Raw genomic sequence first — 16,906 nt, 5'->3', positions numbered from 1 at the left:
CTTGTCCTCCGGCCGCCCGCGGCATAGATGGCATCAAACAGAAACGGACTACTTGTTAAAAAAGTTTTCCGCCCGCTTCATTTTTTGAACGTAGAAAATCTATTTTTTTAACAGATGCTTAACAGAAAATACGGGGTGATAGAGGAGCATCCACGGGCCGGAGAAGCGCATGACCTTTCTGATTTTTTCACGGTAGTCTTTCCGATAGCAGTGGACCTTGCAGTTGGAGCAGGCGCTCTTTTCTTCGCCGAACCGGCAGAGCGAGAGCCTTTTTAACGCATAGTTTTTTAAATCGAGGCATTCCTCGCACAGCTCTTTGCGGTGGTGTTTTTTCCTGCAGTAAATCGCAATCATTTGGGATACGGTTTCCTTTTCTTTTTGGATAACCGGTCCGTTATTCAGTTCCCTTTTTGGCATGGCTTTCAACCTCTTTTCCAAAAACCTTTCATGTTCACCATACCATGCGATGCTTCAATCGAATTTAACATTTTCCGTACAATTTCCGAACTAAAAATGCCGTAAAGACGATGCATCTTTACGGCATTTTTAGGTTTCTCCCCGGCCAACGTGAAAAATGGGAGCCACTCTCCTTTAACATTTTTTATCCGCGATTGCCCGGTTTCATTTTGATGCGCATAACCCAATCATCGAGCCCGATCGTTTGAGCCGGTGGTACTTCCATGCTTTCTACTTGGTCCATATTGGAAACTGAAATGGAGGAATAAATGTTTTCTGCTTTCGCATCTGTCAATTGGAAGGAAAATTCCATAAGCGGAGCTCCAACGGTAATGTGATCGCCTTCCTTCACCAGGATGACAAACTCTTCGCTTTCCATTGCGGCATCTTCCGAATTCAGGCGGATGGTGATTTCCAAACCTTGTTCCGTCATTAAACTGATGGCATTGTTTTCTGGAGAAATATGGGTGATTCTGCCTGCTGCAGGCGAGTGCACTCTTCCTTCAAGCGGCTGGATGGCAATGCCTCCTTTGCATGCTTGGCCCGTATCTTTGCATGGGATCATATTGCCGGCAATCGGCGAGACAAGGGTAACAATTTTTGAATTTTTTCTTTTAAACCAGTTTCGCATCATGAGGGCACCTCCTTACCTGAAATTTATTCTGTAAAATCTGTATTTTCATTCCCATTATACACCTATTTTGCTTTCTTGTCTTGTTTGACGTAAGGAAACTTTACACGTTTCTGGAGTTACTTTCTTATTTTATAGTATGCTTTACCGCGCAAAAAAGAGCCCGCTGTCGAGACCTTTCCGAAAAATTTTTTACCATTCAACGCCGCTATGGTGAAGACTATGGACGGTTCTTGCGCCTTAATTGGATTCGTGCAATATGCAACCGTTTTTAAATTTGCAGTATATAAATACAGGTATCCGCTTACTATCCCATTTGTTTTGAGTTTTAAACGTACGCCCGCTTCAGGAGAAAGAAAAAAGCCCACACCGCTTTCGGTTCACAAGTCTGAAAAGCGGCACGGGCCTTTTTTCAAGCCGGTTTGCTTGTTTTTTTAATTTGTTTGCTGCGGAGCTGGCCGCATGCGGCATCAATATCGGCACCGTGTTCCTGGCGCACGACGCAATTGATGCCGTTTTTCTTAAGCGTGTCGTAAAACGCCATAATCGATTCTTTATCACTTCTTTGGTACCCGTGCTCATTGACAGGATTGTACGGGATCAGGTTGACATAGGACAAATGGCGCTTGTCCTGCAGCAAATTTGCGAGTTGGAGCGCCTCTTCTTTATGGTCGTTCACATCTTTCAGCAAAATATATTCAAACGTAATTCTGCGGTTAGTTTTCTTTAAATAATAATCAATGGCCGGCATTAATTTTTCTAACGGATAAGCGCGGTTGATCTTCATAATGCGCGTCCTCAGCTCATTATTCGGCGCATGCAGGGAGATCGCCAAATTCACCTGCAGGTCGAGGGCCGCAAACTCGTAAATTTTTGGCGCCAGGCCGCTCGTCGATACCGTGATGTGGCGTGCCCCGATCGCAAGCCCTTTTTGCGAGTTAATGATATGCAGGAAGTTCACCACGTTCTCAAAATTATCGAGCGGCTCGCCAATCCCCATGACAACCACATGGCTGACGCGTTCGCCTTTGCCTGCTTCATCAAAATGTTTCTGTACGTACATAATCTGCTCAACAATTTCGCCGCTTTCCAAGTCGCGGTTTTTCCGCAACAGACCGCTTGCGCAGAAAGAGCATCCGATGTTGCAGCCGACCTGCGTCGTGACACATACCGACAGCCCGTAATGCTGGCGCATCAAAACCGTTTCAATTAAGTTTCCGTCCCTAAGCTGGAACAGGAATTTCACCGTGCCGTCCTTTGATTCCTGTTTCACAACCTGCTTCAACGTATGGATGCTGAAATGCTCCTCCAACAGGCGGAGGCAATCTTTATTCACGTTCGTCATTTCTGCAAAACGATTGACCCTTTTTTGGTACAGCCACTCCCATACCTGCTGGGCGCGAAATTTTTTCTGGCCGTGTTCCAGCATCCATTCAGTCAGTTGTTCTATCGTCAATCCGAAAATGGATTTCTTTTCCATTCTAACCCTCTTTTCTGGAGTTTGTCGCATAATTCCTATTGTAATCGAATTTGCCCCTAATTTCCACAGGTATATGTTGCAAAATACCTGTAGAATCCAAGCTCCATCAAAAGCAGAAAATTTGCCGCAATAAGCAGAATATGTTTCAGTGAACAAAATTTTTAGGGAGAGAAAGGTTATGGAAACAAAAACATTATTCCTGCCATACCGCTGGACAGTTGTCATTCATGAAACGTACCACTTGTACACGAATCAGGAAGACCAGTATGCGTTTGCCGTGCTTGATGAAGATTTGGAGACCGTCATCGCTTTTTCGGTCAACGATTCATCCGTCCGGGTCTCCAGCTGCAGATATGATGTTAAACAAACCATCAATGTTTCCACACGCGTCATTACAATCGACCAACAGCCTGTTGAAGATTAATTTACAGCATTTTTAAAGCGTTATCAGCAAAACCTGCTTTCCCGCAGGTTTTCTTTTTTTCTTGCATCAAAATATGTTTAATTTTTAACGCTTTTATGCATATATACAAACATGCGGTAAAGCATTAAAAAAATCGTTGACTCTAGTCTGAATGTTTTGTATAATCAATCGCAAATAGACATGCGTTGACGCAAACTCCGCAGCACCAGCAGCGAAAGCAAAATGGGGGCTATCTTACAATGAAAGATTTCTTCAGCAAATTGTTAAACGGAATGAGCATCGGAATTGTCGTCTCTCTGATCCCAAATGCTTTACTCGGGGAAATTTTAAAGCTGATCATTCCGCATGCGCCTTATTTACAGCATGTGCTGGATGCGACCGTCATCATCATGAGCATGCTGCCTGTATTAATCGGCGTGATGGTGGGCATCACCTTTAACTTGACACCGATCCAAACCGCAAGCATCGGCATTGCCGCGGTGGTTGGAAGCGGCGCGATCCAAAAAACAGCAGACGGAATATTCGCCTTAAACGGGATCGGCATTGTAATTAACACCGGAATTACCGCCGCTTTGGCCGTATTATTCGTGAAATGGATCGGCACACGGCTGAAGGCTTATTCGATTCTGTTAATGCCGACTTTGAGCATATTGATACCGGGCATGATCGGGCTTGCCATCTTGCCGTATATTAAAGCGGCTACAGGCCTTGTCGGCGTCGGGGTGGCGAATGTAACAAGCATGCAGCCGATTGTGATGGGCGCCATTATTGCCGTCGTTTTCTGCCTGATCATTTTATCGCCGATCTCAACGGTCGGAGTAGCGACGGTCATCATGCTTTCCGGCGTCGGGTCGGGCGCTGCGAATCTCGGCATTTGCGCCGCGGGAGTCGGTCTTGCAATCGCCAGCTATAAAGCCAACTCGCTCGGCACCGCCCTTGCCCATGTGCTCGGCTCGCCGAAAATCCAAATGCGGAATTTCTTTATGAAACCGAAAATTGCTTTTCCAATGCTGATTACGGCTGCCATTCTCGGCGCGCTGGCCGGGGTGTTCCATATCCAGGGCACACCGTACAGCGCAGGTTTCGGACTGTCCGGCTTAGTCGGCCCGCTCAATTTCATTCATTTGGCTGAAGGTGGCTGGACTGCCAAAAATATTGCCATTATGCTCAGCACTTTCTTTATTCTACCGGTCGTGCTGAATCTCGGGCCGATCTATGTTTTTTCAAGAAAACTAAAAATGATTAAGTCAGAAGATTACCGGCTCAATTTCGAATAAGCCGGAAAGCTGCAGATCCTGCACAGGTAAGCTGCAGCTTTATTTTTAATCGGACGGAAACAGCTGGAACTTTGGAATAATCGATTTGGCGCGGTACAGCATTTCCGAAACCGTAACACATTCATATCCTTCTTTTGTTAAAAATTTTAAAATCGTATCCAAAGCTTTTACCGTCTGGCTCCGGTCTCCCCCTGCATCATGAAGCAGAATAATATCCCCCGGCCGGACTGACGAAATAACATGCCGGGCAATCTTATCAGCTCCAGGCCTTTTCCAATCCTCCGTATCCTGGTGCCACGACCATAAAATCACTTCATAATTCCCTTTAATCGCTGTTTGGATGATCGTGTCATTGTAATACCCCCCAACAGGGCGGAACAGCGAAGGGCGGTACCCTGAGATGCTTTGGATCGTGTCGCTCGTTTGCGCCAGTTCTTTTGCCAATACCTTTTTGCCGGCAAACCGGGAGAAGTGGTGATACGTATGGTTTGCCACCTCATGTCCTTCCTCCACCTCGCGCTGAATGATATGCGGGTTTTCCTCGGCATGGGCACCGATCACAAAAAAAGTGGCCTTCGCATGGTATTTTTCAAGCGTATCCAGGATTTGCGGCGTATATACGGGATCCGGGCCGTCATCAAACGTGATCGCCACCATTTTTTCATCCGTTTTCAAATTCCAGAAAGCATGGTCCGTTTTTTCGAAATCATTTCTTGTTTTCCGCGCAGCTTTAGCCGGATGGACGCTTGATAAAATGATTAACAGTATAAATAGAATCCAGCAAAACCGCTTCATCACAATTCCCCTTCGTAAGGTTGTTGTGTTTATTATGCTCCCTCCCCGCCTTTTTCATCACGACAAGAAGACGCTTCGGCGTTACAATGGAAGAAGATAACGAATTTTTTACATAAGGAAGGGGTCTTTTAAAATGCTGCCTTGCCGTGAAAAAGTGCTTGCCTGGACAAACCGGCTCATGCAGATCGAAAGCATTGTCAATACAGAAGGGGAAAAGATAATTGCCCGAAAAATCTTCGGGTGGCTGTCGGATTTGCCATATTACAAAAAGCACCCGACGCATCTTATATTGCAGCGGACAACCGATGATAACCTGGAAAGGTACAATGTTTTTGCTCTTGTAAAAGGGAAAAAGAGAAAAAGCGGCCGGACTGTCATTCTGATGGGGCATACCGATACGGTCGGAACCGATGATTTTAACAGGCTGAAGTCTTATGCGTGCGACCCCGAGAAACTGATGGAAGCTTTGCAGGAGGAGCCGCTTCTGGATCAGGCTAAAAACCATTTGCAATCCGGGGGTTGGCTGTTCGGCAGGGGCATTCTGGATATGAAAAGCGGGCTTGCCTCCCATCTTTTCCTCATTCAATATTACGCAGAGCATCCGAAAGAACTGGCCGGAAATTTACTGTTATTGGCGGAGTGCGATGAAGAAGACGGATCACACGGGGTGTTAAGCGCGTTGGATACATTCCAAAAATTGAAAGAAGAACACGGACTTGCGTACATTGCGGCCATCAATGCTGATTTTGTCGCCCCGCGCTTTGAAGGCGACGAAAACCGCTACATTTACAAAGGGACAATCGGCAAACTGCTTCCTTCTTTTTATATTACCGGCGCGGAAACGCATGTAGGGGCTTGTTTTGAAGGCCTGGATCCGAATTTGATTGCAGCCGAGCTCACCAAACGGATCGATTACAACCCGGAACTTTGCAACCGTGCCTTTGGGGAAACAACGATGCCGCCGGTGTCATTAAAACAAACCGATCTGAAGCCGTCCTACACGGTACAAACGGCGCTCGCCTCTTATGTTTACTATAATTTTTTCAGTTACTCTTGGTCGCCGAAAGAAGTACTGGAAAAATTAAAGAAAGTTGCTGCCGAAGCGTTTGAAGCGGCACTTGCAACATTTGAAAACAGAAAACGCCGGTTTGCGGAGATGAGTGGGGAGTGTTTCGGGAAGACCTCATGGAAACCGAGGGTGCTGTTATACGAAGAGATGGAGAATATTTTGATTGCCGAACACGGTTCTGCTTTTACAAGACATATGGAAGATTTTAAAGGATGGCTTTTGCGAAACAAGGAACTGGATACGCGCATGTTTGCAGCAAAAGCCGTGGAAGAAGCGTGGAAATGGATGGCAGACAAAAGCCCCGCCATCATCGTGTTTTATTCGTCGCTTTACTCGCCGCGCGTGGAACTTCCCGGAAAAAATGAAAAAGAACGGGCGTTGCTTAAGGCATTGGATGAAGCCGTGGCCGCCGTACAGCCGCACTACCCTCATCCGATCGTGACGCGAAACTTTTTCCCGTATATTTCTGATATGAGTTTCGTTGCCATCAGCGACAGTGCGGAAGAAATTGATGCAATGGCGAAAAATAACCCTGCCTGGGGAACGAAACTCTGCGTCGACTATGAAAAAATCCGAGCCTTAAATGTGCCGGTCATCAACATCGGGCCATACGGAATGGACGCCCATAAAAAACTCGAACGGATGGAAATGCATTATTCGTTGGAAATCGTCCCGAACCTGACAAATGAAGTGATCTTAAACCTGCTCGTATAAGCCGTGTAAAAAATCCGCACGCCTTCAATGGCTGTACGGATTTTTTATTTTAATAAGCATCCTTTCCACTGCCGTGCTCTTCTTCTAAAAAATGGATGAAATGAAGAAAAATATTGACAGGTTCATTTTGAATCAACGCAGTGTAACGTTTTTTCACCGTTTCGGGAACGATATCGCTTTTTTCAATCCGTTTCATCATATAGGAAAAGCTGAACTTCATAATCTCTTTCCTTAATATCCGCGACTCCTGCAGCAATGCCACGCCAAAGGCCCCGGCTGACGCACAAAAAACCAAAAGCGGAATTGACTGGTTCTGCTTTGGCAATACAATCAGCAATAAAAATAAATTGAGCGCCGCAACAAAAATGAGCGGTTTTGACCAAAACGCATATTGGTTAGCTTTTTTTAGTTTTGGCGCAATCATTTCGCCTAATTTTTCCATTTCAAACCGAATGAACCTTGGCATATCGTTCAAATTGATGATCAAATCGATCCCTTCCTATTCGTATCGTTTAAAGCCGCTTTAAAAAGCTCTTCTGGAATTTGCAGCATTTCTGAATCTATCACCAGCTGATGCGCGCTTTTTTCGCTGTTCCGCCTTTTAATTTCTTTCATCTCTTTTTGGATCTTTTCCATTTTCAAATCAAGCTGTGCCGCCTGCAGTGCCGCTTCCTTCAGTTCCTGCTTCAAATGGCGCGGCACATCCTGGTCATATTTATAATAAATTTTATGCTCCAGGCTTGCCCAAAAGTCCATTGCAATCGTGCGGATTTGGATTTCAACATACATCTGCTCTTCCCTGTCCGACATAAAAATCGGGATCTGGATAATCAAATGGAGGCTCTGATAGCCATTCGGCTTCGGATTTTTAATGTAGTCCTTGCATTCTATCAGTTTCACATCTTTTTGGTTTTGGATCATTCTGCTGATTTCATAAATGTCGGAAACAAATGAACACGTAATCCGGACACCGGCAATATCACGGATATTTTCCCGGATCGAATCAAGGGATAATTCATACCCTTTTCTGTACACTTTATTTAAAATGCTTTCCGGCGACTTTAACCGCGATTTTACATGTTCAATCGGATTATAGTCGTGAATGTATTGGAACTCCTCTTTTAAAATATTAATCTTCGTCATCACTTCATGGAGCGCGAACTTATATGACATCATAAACCGCGTCAGTTCCACTTTAACTTCTTTCATCTGTTCAAAATCTATCGGGATGGTGATTTCCATTTTTGTCTCTCCTTCAAAACGTCCGGATGCCTGCCAAGCAACTCCGATACCCCCATCTTAAATGCCGTGGTGCCATTTGTCAAAAAATCATAATCTGCTTTACTGTTGATGGTCGAGGGCATAATCCTGAGGCTGTCCGGATCACCAACATAACCAAAAATAAAAAACTCCCGCCTATTTTTCCAATAGGTTAGGAGTTTCTCGTCATCGACTCCACAGCTCTAATAATCCGTCTGTAACCATAAGCTTGTAAATATAATGCAGGCCAAAAAGGACGCTGATCACCCCGGTTGCCTGCACGAGCCGTTTATTTAAGGAGAGCCGGCCTGAACTGAAGGTAAACGGAATGCCGATCAGTGTTGTAAAGCAAAGCATCCCGAGTACTGTCCCCGCTCCAAAAAACAGGATATAAAGCATCCCCTGCCACAGCCCGTCCACGGTGCTCATCGTCAGCAGCACCATTGCCCCGCTTCCGGCAAGGCCATGAATTAAACCGATCAATAATGTTTTAAAATAAGAAAGTTTTTCGGATGCATGCGGATGGACATGGCCGGCTTCGTGCAATCGTTTTGCCGACAAGAAGGCAGATGCACCGAAATAAATAATCACCAGGCCGACGAGACACTCGAATGACAACGACCATTTTTCGGCCATTTCCGTTTTTAACAGCATAAGCGCGAGGCCAACAAGAAGCAGCATCGATGTATGCCCGATCCCCCAAAAGACACCGGCCAGCGATGATTTCCACCATTTTTTGCTGCGGCAGACAATCGTTGAAACGGCAATCAGATGGTCAGGCTCCAAAGCATGCTTCATCCCAAGCAAAAATCCCAATGCCAACACTGAAAACAAATCGATTGCATCCATCTTCTTCTCCTCTATTTTAATATTTCCGTAGAAACAGACTGTCTTTATGCAACAAAGTTTCTCTTGCAAACGTGCGGGCCGCTTCGATCAACCGTTCAACGGACCCGGTGCGATTCCCCAGCACTCTCAGCACCATTCCGTATCCCGGCGGCAGGATGGAAAGTCCGAACCGCAGACCGGCATCCATTCCCTCCAGCCTTTCATAAAGCGCATCCAGAAATTCTCGTCCGGCCAAAGGATGAACAGCCGTAAATGTGCCTAAGTGCGTAAACCCATCCATCTGCAGTATACCGCCAATATCGTGATCCGGCTCCAGACGCAAATGATCAAATAAAATGAGTTCCCCATCTATCCATACCTTCAGCTTTGAACGGATCCACCCGTAAGCAAAAAGGCTGCCGTCATGTGCCCATCCGGGGGTAATGATATCACTGTAAAAAAGGCTTGCCCCGCCTTCCATGTATACAGATGTTTCCTGTACAAACCGAGCGGCTTCATAAGCAATTAAAGGATCCTGCACATATTCGAGGACACTCCCGCTTTTTAAATGGATGGCCGTTTTTTGTGAAACCGGCCGCACAGGGGTTTTATAAACCTTCGTGGAAGACTGCGTTGCCACTGTTAGTGCCGCGCTTTCCTCCAGCTTTAACACCGTATAATAACTGTCTCCGTCGACATAACCGCCGCCGACATGGACCAAATACACTAGCGGCATCTCTTCATCCGTATAAATCGGGCGGCTCGCTCTAAAAGCCCCTTCCTGGTAGCACGAGGAAAGAACCGTTTTCTGCTGTTTTTTCACAACCTCAAGTTCAATTTTTCCGGTATAGCTCATGATTCCAAACCATGCAGCAGCGCGTTTTGCTTAATCCAGTCCACTACTTCCGCAAGCCCGATTTCTTCTTTTAAATTGGTAAAAATATTCGGCTTATCCCCTCTTGCCGCAATTGTATCCCGTTTCATGACTTCAAGATCTGCTCCGACATACGGGGCGAGATCGATCTTATTAATGATAAACAAATCCGATTTAATCATCCCCTGCCCGTTTTTTCTCGGAATTTTTTCCCCTTGGGCAACGTCGATGATATAAATGGAAAAATCGGCCAGTTCAGGGCTGAAAGTCGCCGCAAGATTATCCCCGCCGCTTTCAATAAAAATCAAATCCAAATCCGGGTGCCTTTCTTTCAACTCATCAATGGCTGTGAAATTCATGCTGGCATCTTCCCGGATCGCCGTGTGCGGGCAGCCTCCCGTTTCAACACCAATAATCCGATCTTTCGGCAGCACGCTGTGTTTTTCCAAAAACAAAGCGTCTTCTTTTGTATATATATCATTCGTAACAACGGCCATACTGAACTCTTCATACATTGCCCGCGTTAATTTTTCAACAAGCATCGTTTTGCCAGCACCAACCGGACCACCGATTCCAATCCGAACCGGTTCCATCGTACCAACCCCTTTTCTTGAAAATTAAGACATAAACAAACGTACATGCAGCCTTTCATGTTGCATCTGGGCAATCTCAAGCCCAGGGCAGGAAACTCCCAAATCTTCAGTCGAAAATTGTGAAATCACGGCAACCGCTTCGTTCATTTCAGGCTGAATGTTCGTTAAAATGCGCTGTCCGTCCGTCTGCCCGATCGGAATGCCGCGCACCGCATTTTGCACAAGTGCGGAAACCGCCGAAAACAAGTAAACGCCGATAACCGTTTCTTTCGGCACACGCATTTGGCATCCGACAAGCGCAAATACAATTGCCGGATGGCCGTGCAGCTTTTTTTCTTGCACCCCTTTTAAATAACCACTAAGCAGCGGTGAAGGATACAGCTCTGCGCACACTTTTGCCATCCGCTTCCCCATTCTGCAGCCGGCTTCCCGCGATTCCCTCGCCAAGCAAGAAGCAATTAAAAGCCGGTCAATTTCAGCCAAGGCATGATTGTCCTCTTTTTCCGCAGCTTCATACGCCAGCTTGCAGGCCAGACCATCAGTAAAAATAAGCTGTCTGCGGATGTAGAGGGAAATGGCTTTTTCCAAACTTTCCCTGTCCTGCAGCTGGTGCTTTTGGAAATAAGTTTCAAAACCAAGCGAGTGTGAAAAAGCCCCTGACGGAAAATTCGAATCGCAGAGCTGGAAAAGCGGATACCAGTTATGCATCATGGCGGTGCCCAATATGGCGGAATGCCTGCTTCATTTTCCGATTCTCGCGCCGGTACGGGATACCAAGCTGCTGAAGCAGTTCTTCCACCAGATAATCGTATTGGACAATCATGTCATTTCCTTCGAACTGGGCCGGCAAGTGCCGGTTCCCGAGTTGGTGGGCAATTTTCCCCATCTGCCGCATCGATTCCGGCATGATCGTCAGCACATCGTCTTCCAATACCGAGATCACGATCATATTTCGGCTGTCCATATACAAAATATCGCCGTCCCGCAATTCCCAGTTTTCTTTTAAGCGGATGCCTATTTCCCTGCCACGGTCCGTCACGACGCGCTTTACTCTTTTCAGCAGGTCATCGCTAGCCATATAAACACGTTCAATGTGCAGATCCGTATTTTCTATTCCCTCTATATTGCCAACCACTTTTTCAACGATCATTTCCTCTCACCTCAAAATAAAAAATAGCGCTGCGCCATCGGGACTGATTCAGTCGGCTCGCACGTCACCAGTTCCCCGTCCACTTTGACTTCATACGTTTGTGAGTCCACTTCAATTTTCGGCGTCTTGTCATTAAATGGCAGATCTTTTTTCGACAGTTTGCGGATGTTTTGGACCGGTTTTACCAGCTTCTTCAGCCCAAGTTCACGGTGGATGCCTTTTTCATAAGCAGCCTTTGATACAAACGTAAGGCATGTTTCATGCTTCGCTTTTCCAAAAGCGCCGAACATATTCCGGTACAAGACCGGCTGCGGCGTCGGGATGCTGGCATTCGGATCACCCATTGTACTATAGGTAATCATACCGCCTTTTAAAATGAGTTCCGGCTTGACGCCGAAAAACGCAGGATGCCACACAACCAGATCGGCAAACTTACCGACTTCAATGGAACCGACATATTCGGAAATTCCGTGGACAATTGCCGGGTTGATCGTGTATTTGGCGACATAACGTTTCACCCGGAAATTATCCCCGACACCTTTATCTTCCGGAAGCTTGCCGCGCTGTTTTTTCATTTTGTCGGCTGTCTGCCATGTGCGCATGATCACTTCTCCGACCCGGCCCATTGCCTGTGAATCGGAAGAAATCATGCTGAAAACGCCCATATCATGAAGAATATCTTCCGCCGCAATCGTTTCTTTGCGGATCCGGGAGTCGGCAAAAGCGATATCTTCCGGAATATTGGCATCCAGATGGTGGCAGACCATCAGCATATCCAAATGTTCTTCCAGCGTATTGACGGTAAAAGGTCGGGTCGGGTTGGTCGAGGACGGCAAAATATTCGGGTAACTTGCCGCCCTGATGATATCCGGCGCATGCCCGCCGCCCGCGCCTTCCGTATGGTATGTATGGATGACACGACCCCCGATCGCCGCTAACGTATCCTCAACAAAACCACCTTCATTCAGCGTATCCGTATGAATGGCAACCTGAACATCATAAGAGTCGGCAACTTTCAGGCAAGTATCAATCGCAGAAGCCGTTGACCCCCAGTCTTCATGCAGTTTCAAACCGATCGCCCCTGCTTCAATTTGTTCATTTAAAGGCGCTTCGGCAGAACAGTTGCCTTTGCCGAGAAAGCCGAGATTCATCGGAAAAGCTTCGGCAGACTCGAGCATGCGGTGGATATTCCAGGACCCCGGCGTACAAGTTGTGGCATTCGTCCCGGTTGCCGGCCCCGTCCCGCCCCCGATCATGGTCGTAATCCCAGAAGCAAGCGCCGTTTCAATTTGTTGTGGACTGATAAAATGAATATGCGCATCAATTCCACCGGCTGTCACAATCATCCCTTCCGCCGCAATGACCTCCGTCGATGCGCCGATTGTGATATCCACCCCGTCCATTAAAAGCGGGTTGCCAGCTTTGCCGATTGCGGATATGATCCCGTCTTTAATGCCGATATCCGCTTTATAAACGCCTGTATAATCGAGGATAATCGCATTCGTCAGGACAAGATCCGGGCATTCATCGCTTGCGGCATGCGGATGCTGTCCCATCCCGTCGCGGATCACCTTGCCACCGCCGAATTTCACTTCATCACCGTAAACGGTATAATCTTTTTCGATCTCGATAAAAAGCTCTGTATCTGCCAGCCTGACCGCATCACCGGTTGTCGGGCCAAAGATATCCACATATTGCCTGCGCGGCATGTAAAAACTCATGTTTTCCCCTCCTTTTTAAGCGGACCGTTTGTTTTATTGTTTAAGCCATAAACTTCCCTTTTCCCGGCAAACGCCACCAGTTCAACCTCTTTTTCATCCCCCGGTTCAAACCGGACAGCCGTTCCCGCCGGAATATTCAGGTGCATCCCATACGCCTTGGAGCGGTCCATTTCAAGGGCTTGATTAACTTCAAAAAAATGAAAATGCGAACCGACCTGCACCGGCCTGTCGCCGCGGTTCATAACCGAAAGCCTTACCGTTTTCCTGCCTGCATTGCACACAATCGGTTCATTTTTTAATATGTACTCGCCAGGAATCAAATCCCCCTGCCTCCTTTACCGGATCGGATTGTGGACTGTCACCAGTTTTGTGCCGTCCGGAAATGTCGCTTCCACTTGAATATCGGGAATCATTTCCGGCACACCTTCCATAACATCTTCTCTTTTTAAAATCGTGGCACCGTACTGCATCAGCTCCGCCACTGTTTTGCCGTCCCTTGCCCCTTCCAGCACTTCATATGTAATAATCGCGACAGCTTCCGGATAGTTCAACTTCAAGCCGCGTTTCTGCCGCCTTCTGGCAAGGTCCGCCGCCACCACAATCAGGAGCTTTTCAGTTTCTCTGGGGGTTAGTTTCAAAATATCTCCTCCTATGAACAAGCAAAATTGAATATGTAAGGTTTTCTTTCAACTTATGTTATATTTATTAACATAATCATACAATATTAATATATTTTCTTCAACATTAAATTTTCAGAATTACAGACAAAAGTACGCAAGGTTTTCCCTTGCGTACTTTGTCGTTAACTTTTTACAGGATTTTTAGCCGGATAGCCATATATAGAACCGTCTTTGATTTTGATGTCATCTTCCCAAGGAAGTTTATACCGGTTCTCGGCCAGATCCCTTATATAAGTATACGGATTTTCTTTCACCCCGCCCGGCGTAGCCACATAACCTCTCGTTCCAAGGTTATAAATATTATTTTCAAGCCCCCAATCCAATCTTGCCTGATCTGCTAATTTTGGATAAATTTCAGCAGTAACAATTTCATATGGATTACGGTGGCCCTGTACCAATGTTGTTCCATCAAAATTACATACCTGGCCCTCGCCAAAATAATAGAAAGTGCCGTCATAACCTGCAAGATTGACAGACAAAGTGTACATCAAATTATGCCAAGCATTAGACCGGTTCGTTAAAATCCACTGGTCGTTTACTTGCGTGCTGTAACCCGAAATCCGGATGAGCACATTTGCACCTTTGTAAGCAGCTTCCCTTGCGATTTCCGGAAACATGCCGTCATGGCAAATGCACACTGCAAGTTTGCTTCCACCCGGTCCGTCACATACTGGCATTCCAAGATTACCTGCCTGCCACGGTTCAATCGGTACCCACGGGTTCAGCTTTCTGTATTTCAAAATAATTTCACCTTTCGGGTCAATAATCACCGCCGTATTAAAAGGCGCATCCCCACCCGGATCTTTTTCCATAAGCGAAAACACACCATAGACACCCGCTTCCCTGCAAGCTTCCCCGAAAATATCCGTTTCCGGACCGGGTACTGAGCAAAGAAATTCATCCGTTGTCCATTTCTTCGTATTTAACCCTTGCGTACTGTATTCAGGGAATACAATTAACTCCACTCCAGGATAGCCAGCTTTTGTAGAATGGATCATTTTTACAATTTGCTGGATTTGCTTATCAATATCGCTTCGTGAATCTACTACCGGCACAGGATACTGAATCAATGCCGCCAAAAACCCTTCTGTCGGTTTTGTCATACTGCCAATGCTTCCCATGTACAATTCCTCCTCTTACATGAAAAATATTTTTGATAGATAAACAGAATCACAATTTTGTTTTTTTGCACATATCATGGCAGTCTTTTTCCAAGCTGCAGCAAAGAGAACAAATCATTCCCTGATGGAACGGGCAGTATGTGCTGTCCATTGGTTCATAGTCAAATCCGCACACCAAACAGGTCACTTCACTATTGCCGTTAACATGGTAATGGTGATGTTCATGGCGGCTTTCAGTAAGTGCTTCTATTTTATCTTCCAACATTAAGCTGGCAGCCATCTCCAGTTCGGTTTGCATCAACGGGTTTTTCCGCGCAATATAGTATTTTCCTTTTGTCGCAATCGCAATGATTGGAGCGAGGATAAACGCAAGTACAAGAGATAGGAAAGGCGAAAATGCCTGCAGCACTGCACCGAATACGCCAAAGTAAGCCAATATCGAAACAACCGAAGCAATGATCATAGAACCGAAGCCAACGGGATTAAAGTTATATAAATGGGCCCTTTTAAACTCAATATAAGGCGGGCTGATTTTCAACAATTTCTTGTTTATGACCAAATCGGCGACAATGGCACCAATCCAGGCAACAGCCACATTCGAATAAAAGCCTAATACAGTATTGAGGAAATTGAACAGCCCGGCTTCCATCAAAGTAATCGCAATGGCAACCTGCAACATTAGCCATACGACGCGGCCCGGATGGAAGTGCAAAATCCGCGAAAAGAAGTTTGACCATGATAAAGAACCGGAATAAGCATTTGTAACGTTAATTTTGATTTGGGACAGCAATACAAAAAAGGTAGCTATGGTCAGAACAACAAATGTGCTCGGAATAAATTCGCCAAATGCTTTTACGAACATTTGAATTGGTTCATTTGCTTTCTCAAGCCCGACACTGGGGGCAATATAGGAAGCAAGAAATGAACCGCTCAATTGCTTGAACGCTCCAAGAATGATCCAACCAGGACCCGATAAGATGACGGCCCACAGCCATTTTTTGCGATTTTTGGCCGTTTGATCCGGCATAAAGCGCAAATAGTCTGCTTGTTCCCCGATTTGAGTGATCAACGATAATACAACACCTGATGCCATTGCAAAAAACAGCGGATTAAACGCTGTTCCGCTCGGTGAGTTACCTCCAAAATGCAACCATGCGCTAAACGTCTGCGGATCTTTTGCTAGAATCGCAAAGATTGGCGCTATCATCAAAACAAGCCATATCGGCTGCGTCCATACTTGCAATTTTGATAAGGCCGTCATACCGAATAAAACGAGCGGAATGACAATTATGGTGCTGATTAAATATCCAATCGCTAACGGGAGATGGAAATACACCTCCAAAGCCTGCGCCATAATGGCCCCTTCTGTGGAAAAGTAAATAAACGTAAAAGTTGCGTAAACTAATGAGGTTAATGTTGACCCCAGATACCCGAATCCGGCACCCCTTGTCAACAAATCCATGTCAACATTATATTTCGCTGAATAATAGCCAATTGGAATGCCTGTTAAAAAAATGATAACTGCCGCAGCAACAATTCCCCAGAACGCATTCGTAAAGCCATAAGAGACGGAGATTGAAGCGCCGATTGCAAAGTCAGCTAAAAACGCGATGCCTCCGAGAGCCGAACTTGATACTGAAAATTCAGACCATTTTCGGAAAGATTTTGGTGCATACCGCAATGCATAATCTTCCAAGACAGGGTTATTGACCCAGGAATTGAATTTCCTTTTTGGCTTTGCTTTCGATTTTGGAGCTGTTGTTGGAATGGAATATGTGCTGTCATGTTCCATTTCAATTCCCCCTTGTAATTTTTGGTGCGTAAAGCAGATGA

The 16,906-nt window shown here is 46.0% G+C and carries 19 protein-coding genes; 3 read left to right on the top strand and 16 right to left on the bottom strand.

Annotated features, from left to right (window positions below; genetic code table 11):
* Positions 1–99: 99 nt before the first annotated feature.
* The 3 genes from GBH70_RS09590 to rlmN all read right to left on the bottom strand — a co-directional run bounded on the left by GBH70_RS09590 (position 100) and on the right by rlmN (position 2,567).
* Complete coding sequence (locus GBH70_RS09590; RefSeq protein ID WP_151680834.1) at positions 100–417, bottom strand: nitrous oxide-stimulated promoter family protein; 318 nt, start codon at positions 415–417, stop codon at positions 100–102.
* A gap of 184 nt (positions 418–601) precedes the next feature.
* Entirely contained in the window at positions 602–1,090 is a 489-nt protein-coding gene (locus GBH70_RS09585) for a PTS sugar transporter subunit IIA (RefSeq protein ID WP_253693690.1), read from the bottom strand.
* 409 nt (positions 1,091–1,499) lie between these two features.
* Complete coding sequence (rlmN, locus tag GBH70_RS09580; RefSeq protein WP_151680833.1) at positions 1,500–2,567, bottom strand: dual-specificity RNA methyltransferase RlmN; 1,068 nt, start codon at positions 2,565–2,567, stop codon at positions 1,500–1,502.
* A gap of 178 nt (positions 2,568–2,745) precedes the next feature.
* Here rlmN and GBH70_RS09575 point away from each other — a divergent pair, with 178 nt between their 5' ends.
* Positions 2,746–2,991 carry a hypothetical protein gene (locus GBH70_RS09575; RefSeq protein ID WP_151680832.1) on the top strand — a complete coding sequence of 82 codons (246 nt, stop codon included), beginning with the start codon at positions 2,746–2,748 and terminating at the stop codon, positions 2,989–2,991.
* 239 nt (positions 2,992–3,230) lie between these two features.
* Complete coding sequence (locus GBH70_RS09570; RefSeq protein ID WP_151680831.1) at positions 3,231–4,268, top strand: PTS sugar transporter subunit IIC; 1,038 nt, start codon at positions 3,231–3,233, stop codon at positions 4,266–4,268.
* A gap of 45 nt (positions 4,269–4,313) precedes the next feature.
* On the opposite strand, the gene GBH70_RS09565 is transcribed toward GBH70_RS09570, so the two are convergent.
* A complete protein-coding gene (locus tag GBH70_RS09565) occupies positions 4,314–5,063 on the bottom strand; it encodes a polysaccharide deacetylase family protein (protein ID WP_151680830.1) in 750 nt (249 codons plus the stop codon).
* Positions 5,064–5,196: 133 nt separating this feature from the next.
* Here GBH70_RS09565 and GBH70_RS09560 point away from each other — a divergent pair, with 133 nt between their 5' ends.
* Positions 5,197–6,846: a M20/M25/M40 family metallo-hydrolase gene (locus GBH70_RS09560; RefSeq protein WP_151680829.1), complete on the top strand. Its 1,650-nt coding sequence runs from the start codon at positions 5,197–5,199 to the stop codon at positions 6,844–6,846.
* 49 nt (positions 6,847–6,895) lie between these two features.
* On the opposite strand, the gene GBH70_RS09555 is transcribed toward GBH70_RS09560, so the two are convergent.
* From GBH70_RS09555 to GBH70_RS09500, 12 genes are all read right to left on the bottom strand, one after another.
* On the bottom strand, positions 6,896–7,333 hold the full coding sequence (locus GBH70_RS09555; protein WP_151680828.1) for a DUF5392 family protein: 438 nt from the start codon (positions 7,331–7,333) through the stop codon (positions 6,896–6,898).
* Positions 7,330–8,088: a GTP pyrophosphokinase gene (locus tag GBH70_RS09550; protein WP_151680827.1), complete on the bottom strand. Its 759-nt coding sequence runs from the start codon at positions 8,086–8,088 to the stop codon at positions 7,330–7,332. Before GBH70_RS09550 ends, GBH70_RS09555 begins: the two co-directional genes overlap by 4 nt.
* Positions 8,089–8,292: 204 nt before the next feature.
* Complete coding sequence (locus GBH70_RS09545) at positions 8,293–8,955, bottom strand: urease accessory protein UreH domain-containing protein (protein ID WP_151680826.1); 663 nt, start codon at positions 8,953–8,955, stop codon at positions 8,293–8,295.
* 16 nt (positions 8,956–8,971) lie between these two features.
* Positions 8,972–9,790 carry an urease accessory protein UreD gene (locus tag GBH70_RS09540; protein WP_151680825.1) on the bottom strand — a complete coding sequence of 273 codons (819 nt, stop codon included), beginning with the start codon at positions 9,788–9,790 and terminating at the stop codon, positions 8,972–8,974.
* Complete coding sequence (gene ureG, locus GBH70_RS09535) at positions 9,787–10,401, bottom strand: urease accessory protein UreG (RefSeq protein WP_151680824.1); 615 nt, start codon at positions 10,399–10,401, stop codon at positions 9,787–9,789. Before ureG ends, GBH70_RS09540 begins: the two co-directional genes overlap by 4 nt.
* Before the next feature lie 24 nt (positions 10,402–10,425).
* Entirely contained in the window at positions 10,426–11,112 is a 687-nt protein-coding gene (locus GBH70_RS09530; RefSeq protein ID WP_151680823.1) for an urease accessory protein UreF, read from the bottom strand.
* Positions 11,102–11,551 carry an urease accessory protein UreE gene (ureE, locus tag GBH70_RS09525; protein WP_151680822.1) on the bottom strand — a complete coding sequence of 150 codons (450 nt, stop codon included), beginning with the start codon at positions 11,549–11,551 and terminating at the stop codon, positions 11,102–11,104. The genes GBH70_RS09530 and ureE overlap by 11 nt, the downstream gene beginning before the upstream one ends.
* Positions 11,552–11,562: 11 nt before the next feature.
* Positions 11,563–13,272 (bottom strand): urease subunit alpha, encoded by a 1,710-nt coding sequence (gene ureC / locus GBH70_RS09520; RefSeq protein ID WP_151680821.1) that lies wholly within the window; start codon positions 13,270–13,272, stop codon positions 11,563–11,565.
* Positions 13,269–13,592, bottom strand: coding sequence for an urease subunit beta (locus tag GBH70_RS09515; protein WP_151680820.1), 324 nt, complete (start codon positions 13,590–13,592; stop codon positions 13,269–13,271). The genes ureC and GBH70_RS09515 overlap by 4 nt, the downstream gene beginning before the upstream one ends.
* 15 nt (positions 13,593–13,607) lie before the next feature.
* Positions 13,608–13,910: an urease subunit gamma gene (locus tag GBH70_RS09510; protein ID WP_151680819.1), complete on the bottom strand. Its 303-nt coding sequence runs from the start codon at positions 13,908–13,910 to the stop codon at positions 13,608–13,610.
* Between the two features lie 164 nt (positions 13,911–14,074).
* On the bottom strand, positions 14,075–15,073 hold the full coding sequence (locus GBH70_RS09505) for a formamidase (RefSeq protein ID WP_151680818.1): 999 nt from the start codon (positions 15,071–15,073) through the stop codon (positions 14,075–14,077).
* A 49-nt stretch (positions 15,074–15,122) separates the two neighbouring features.
* The gene (locus GBH70_RS09500) at positions 15,123–16,865 is read right to left on the bottom strand and encodes a purine-cytosine permease family protein (protein WP_151680817.1); all 1,743 of its coding nucleotides are present in this window, start codon (positions 16,863–16,865) and stop codon (positions 15,123–15,125) included.
* Between the last annotated feature and the right edge of the window lie 41 nt (positions 16,866–16,906).

Origin of the sequence: Weizmannia acidilactici (genome assembly GCF_008974225.1) — a bacterium.
GTDB classification, from domain to species: domain Bacteria; phylum Bacillota; class Bacilli; order Bacillales; family Bacillaceae_C; genus Weizmannia; species Weizmannia acidilactici.
This window is presented reverse-complemented; position numbering and strand designations above follow the sequence as displayed.

What these genes read in the sequence shown, in the direction of transcription:
- rlmN (WP_151680833.1), bottom strand. Translation starts at nt 2,567, where the DNA reads ATGGAAAAGAAATCCATTTTCGGATTGACGATAGAACAACTGACTGAA.
- GBH70_RS09530 (WP_151680823.1), bottom strand. Translation starts at nt 11,112, where the DNA reads ATGATGCATAACTGGTATCCGCTTTTCCAGCTCTGCGATTCGAATTTT.
- GBH70_RS09505 (WP_151680818.1), bottom strand. Translation starts at nt 15,073, where the DNA reads ATGGGAAGCATTGGCAGTATGACAAAACCGACAGAAGGGTTTTTGGCG.
- GBH70_RS09590 (WP_151680834.1), bottom strand. Translation starts at nt 417, where the DNA reads ATGCCAAAAAGGGAACTGAATAACGGACCGGTTATCCAAAAAGAAAAG.
- GBH70_RS09560 (WP_151680829.1), top strand. Translation starts at nt 5,197, where the DNA reads ATGCTGCCTTGCCGTGAAAAAGTGCTTGCCTGGACAAACCGGCTCATG.
- GBH70_RS09500 (WP_151680817.1), bottom strand. Translation starts at nt 16,865, where the DNA reads ATGGAACATGACAGCACATATTCCATTCCAACAACAGCTCCAAAATCG.
- GBH70_RS09550 (WP_151680827.1), bottom strand. Translation starts at nt 8,088, where the DNA reads ATGGAAATCACCATCCCGATAGATTTTGAACAGATGAAAGAAGTTAAA.
- ureC (WP_151680821.1), bottom strand. Translation starts at nt 13,272, where the DNA reads ATGAGTTTTTACATGCCGCGCAGGCAATATGTGGATATCTTTGGCCCG.
- GBH70_RS09570 (WP_151680831.1), top strand. Translation starts at nt 3,231, where the DNA reads ATGAAAGATTTCTTCAGCAAATTGTTAAACGGAATGAGCATCGGAATT.
- GBH70_RS09545 (WP_151680826.1), bottom strand. Translation starts at nt 8,955, where the DNA reads ATGGATGCAATCGATTTGTTTTCAGTGTTGGCATTGGGATTTTTGCTT.
- GBH70_RS09585 (WP_253693690.1), bottom strand. Translation starts at nt 1,090, where the DNA reads ATGATGCGAAACTGGTTTAAAAGAAAAAATTCAAAAATTGTTACCCTT.
- ureE (WP_151680822.1), bottom strand. Translation starts at nt 11,551, where the DNA reads ATGATCGTTGAAAAAGTGGTTGGCAATATAGAGGGAATAGAAAATACG.
- GBH70_RS09565 (WP_151680830.1), bottom strand. Translation starts at nt 5,063, where the DNA reads ATGAAGCGGTTTTGCTGGATTCTATTTATACTGTTAATCATTTTATCA.
- ureG (WP_151680824.1), bottom strand. Translation starts at nt 10,401, where the DNA reads ATGGAACCGGTTCGGATTGGAATCGGTGGTCCGGTTGGTGCTGGCAAA.
- GBH70_RS09540 (WP_151680825.1), bottom strand. Translation starts at nt 9,790, where the DNA reads ATGAGCTATACCGGAAAAATTGAACTTGAGGTTGTGAAAAAACAGCAG.
- GBH70_RS09575 (WP_151680832.1), top strand. Translation starts at nt 2,746, where the DNA reads ATGGAAACAAAAACATTATTCCTGCCATACCGCTGGACAGTTGTCATT.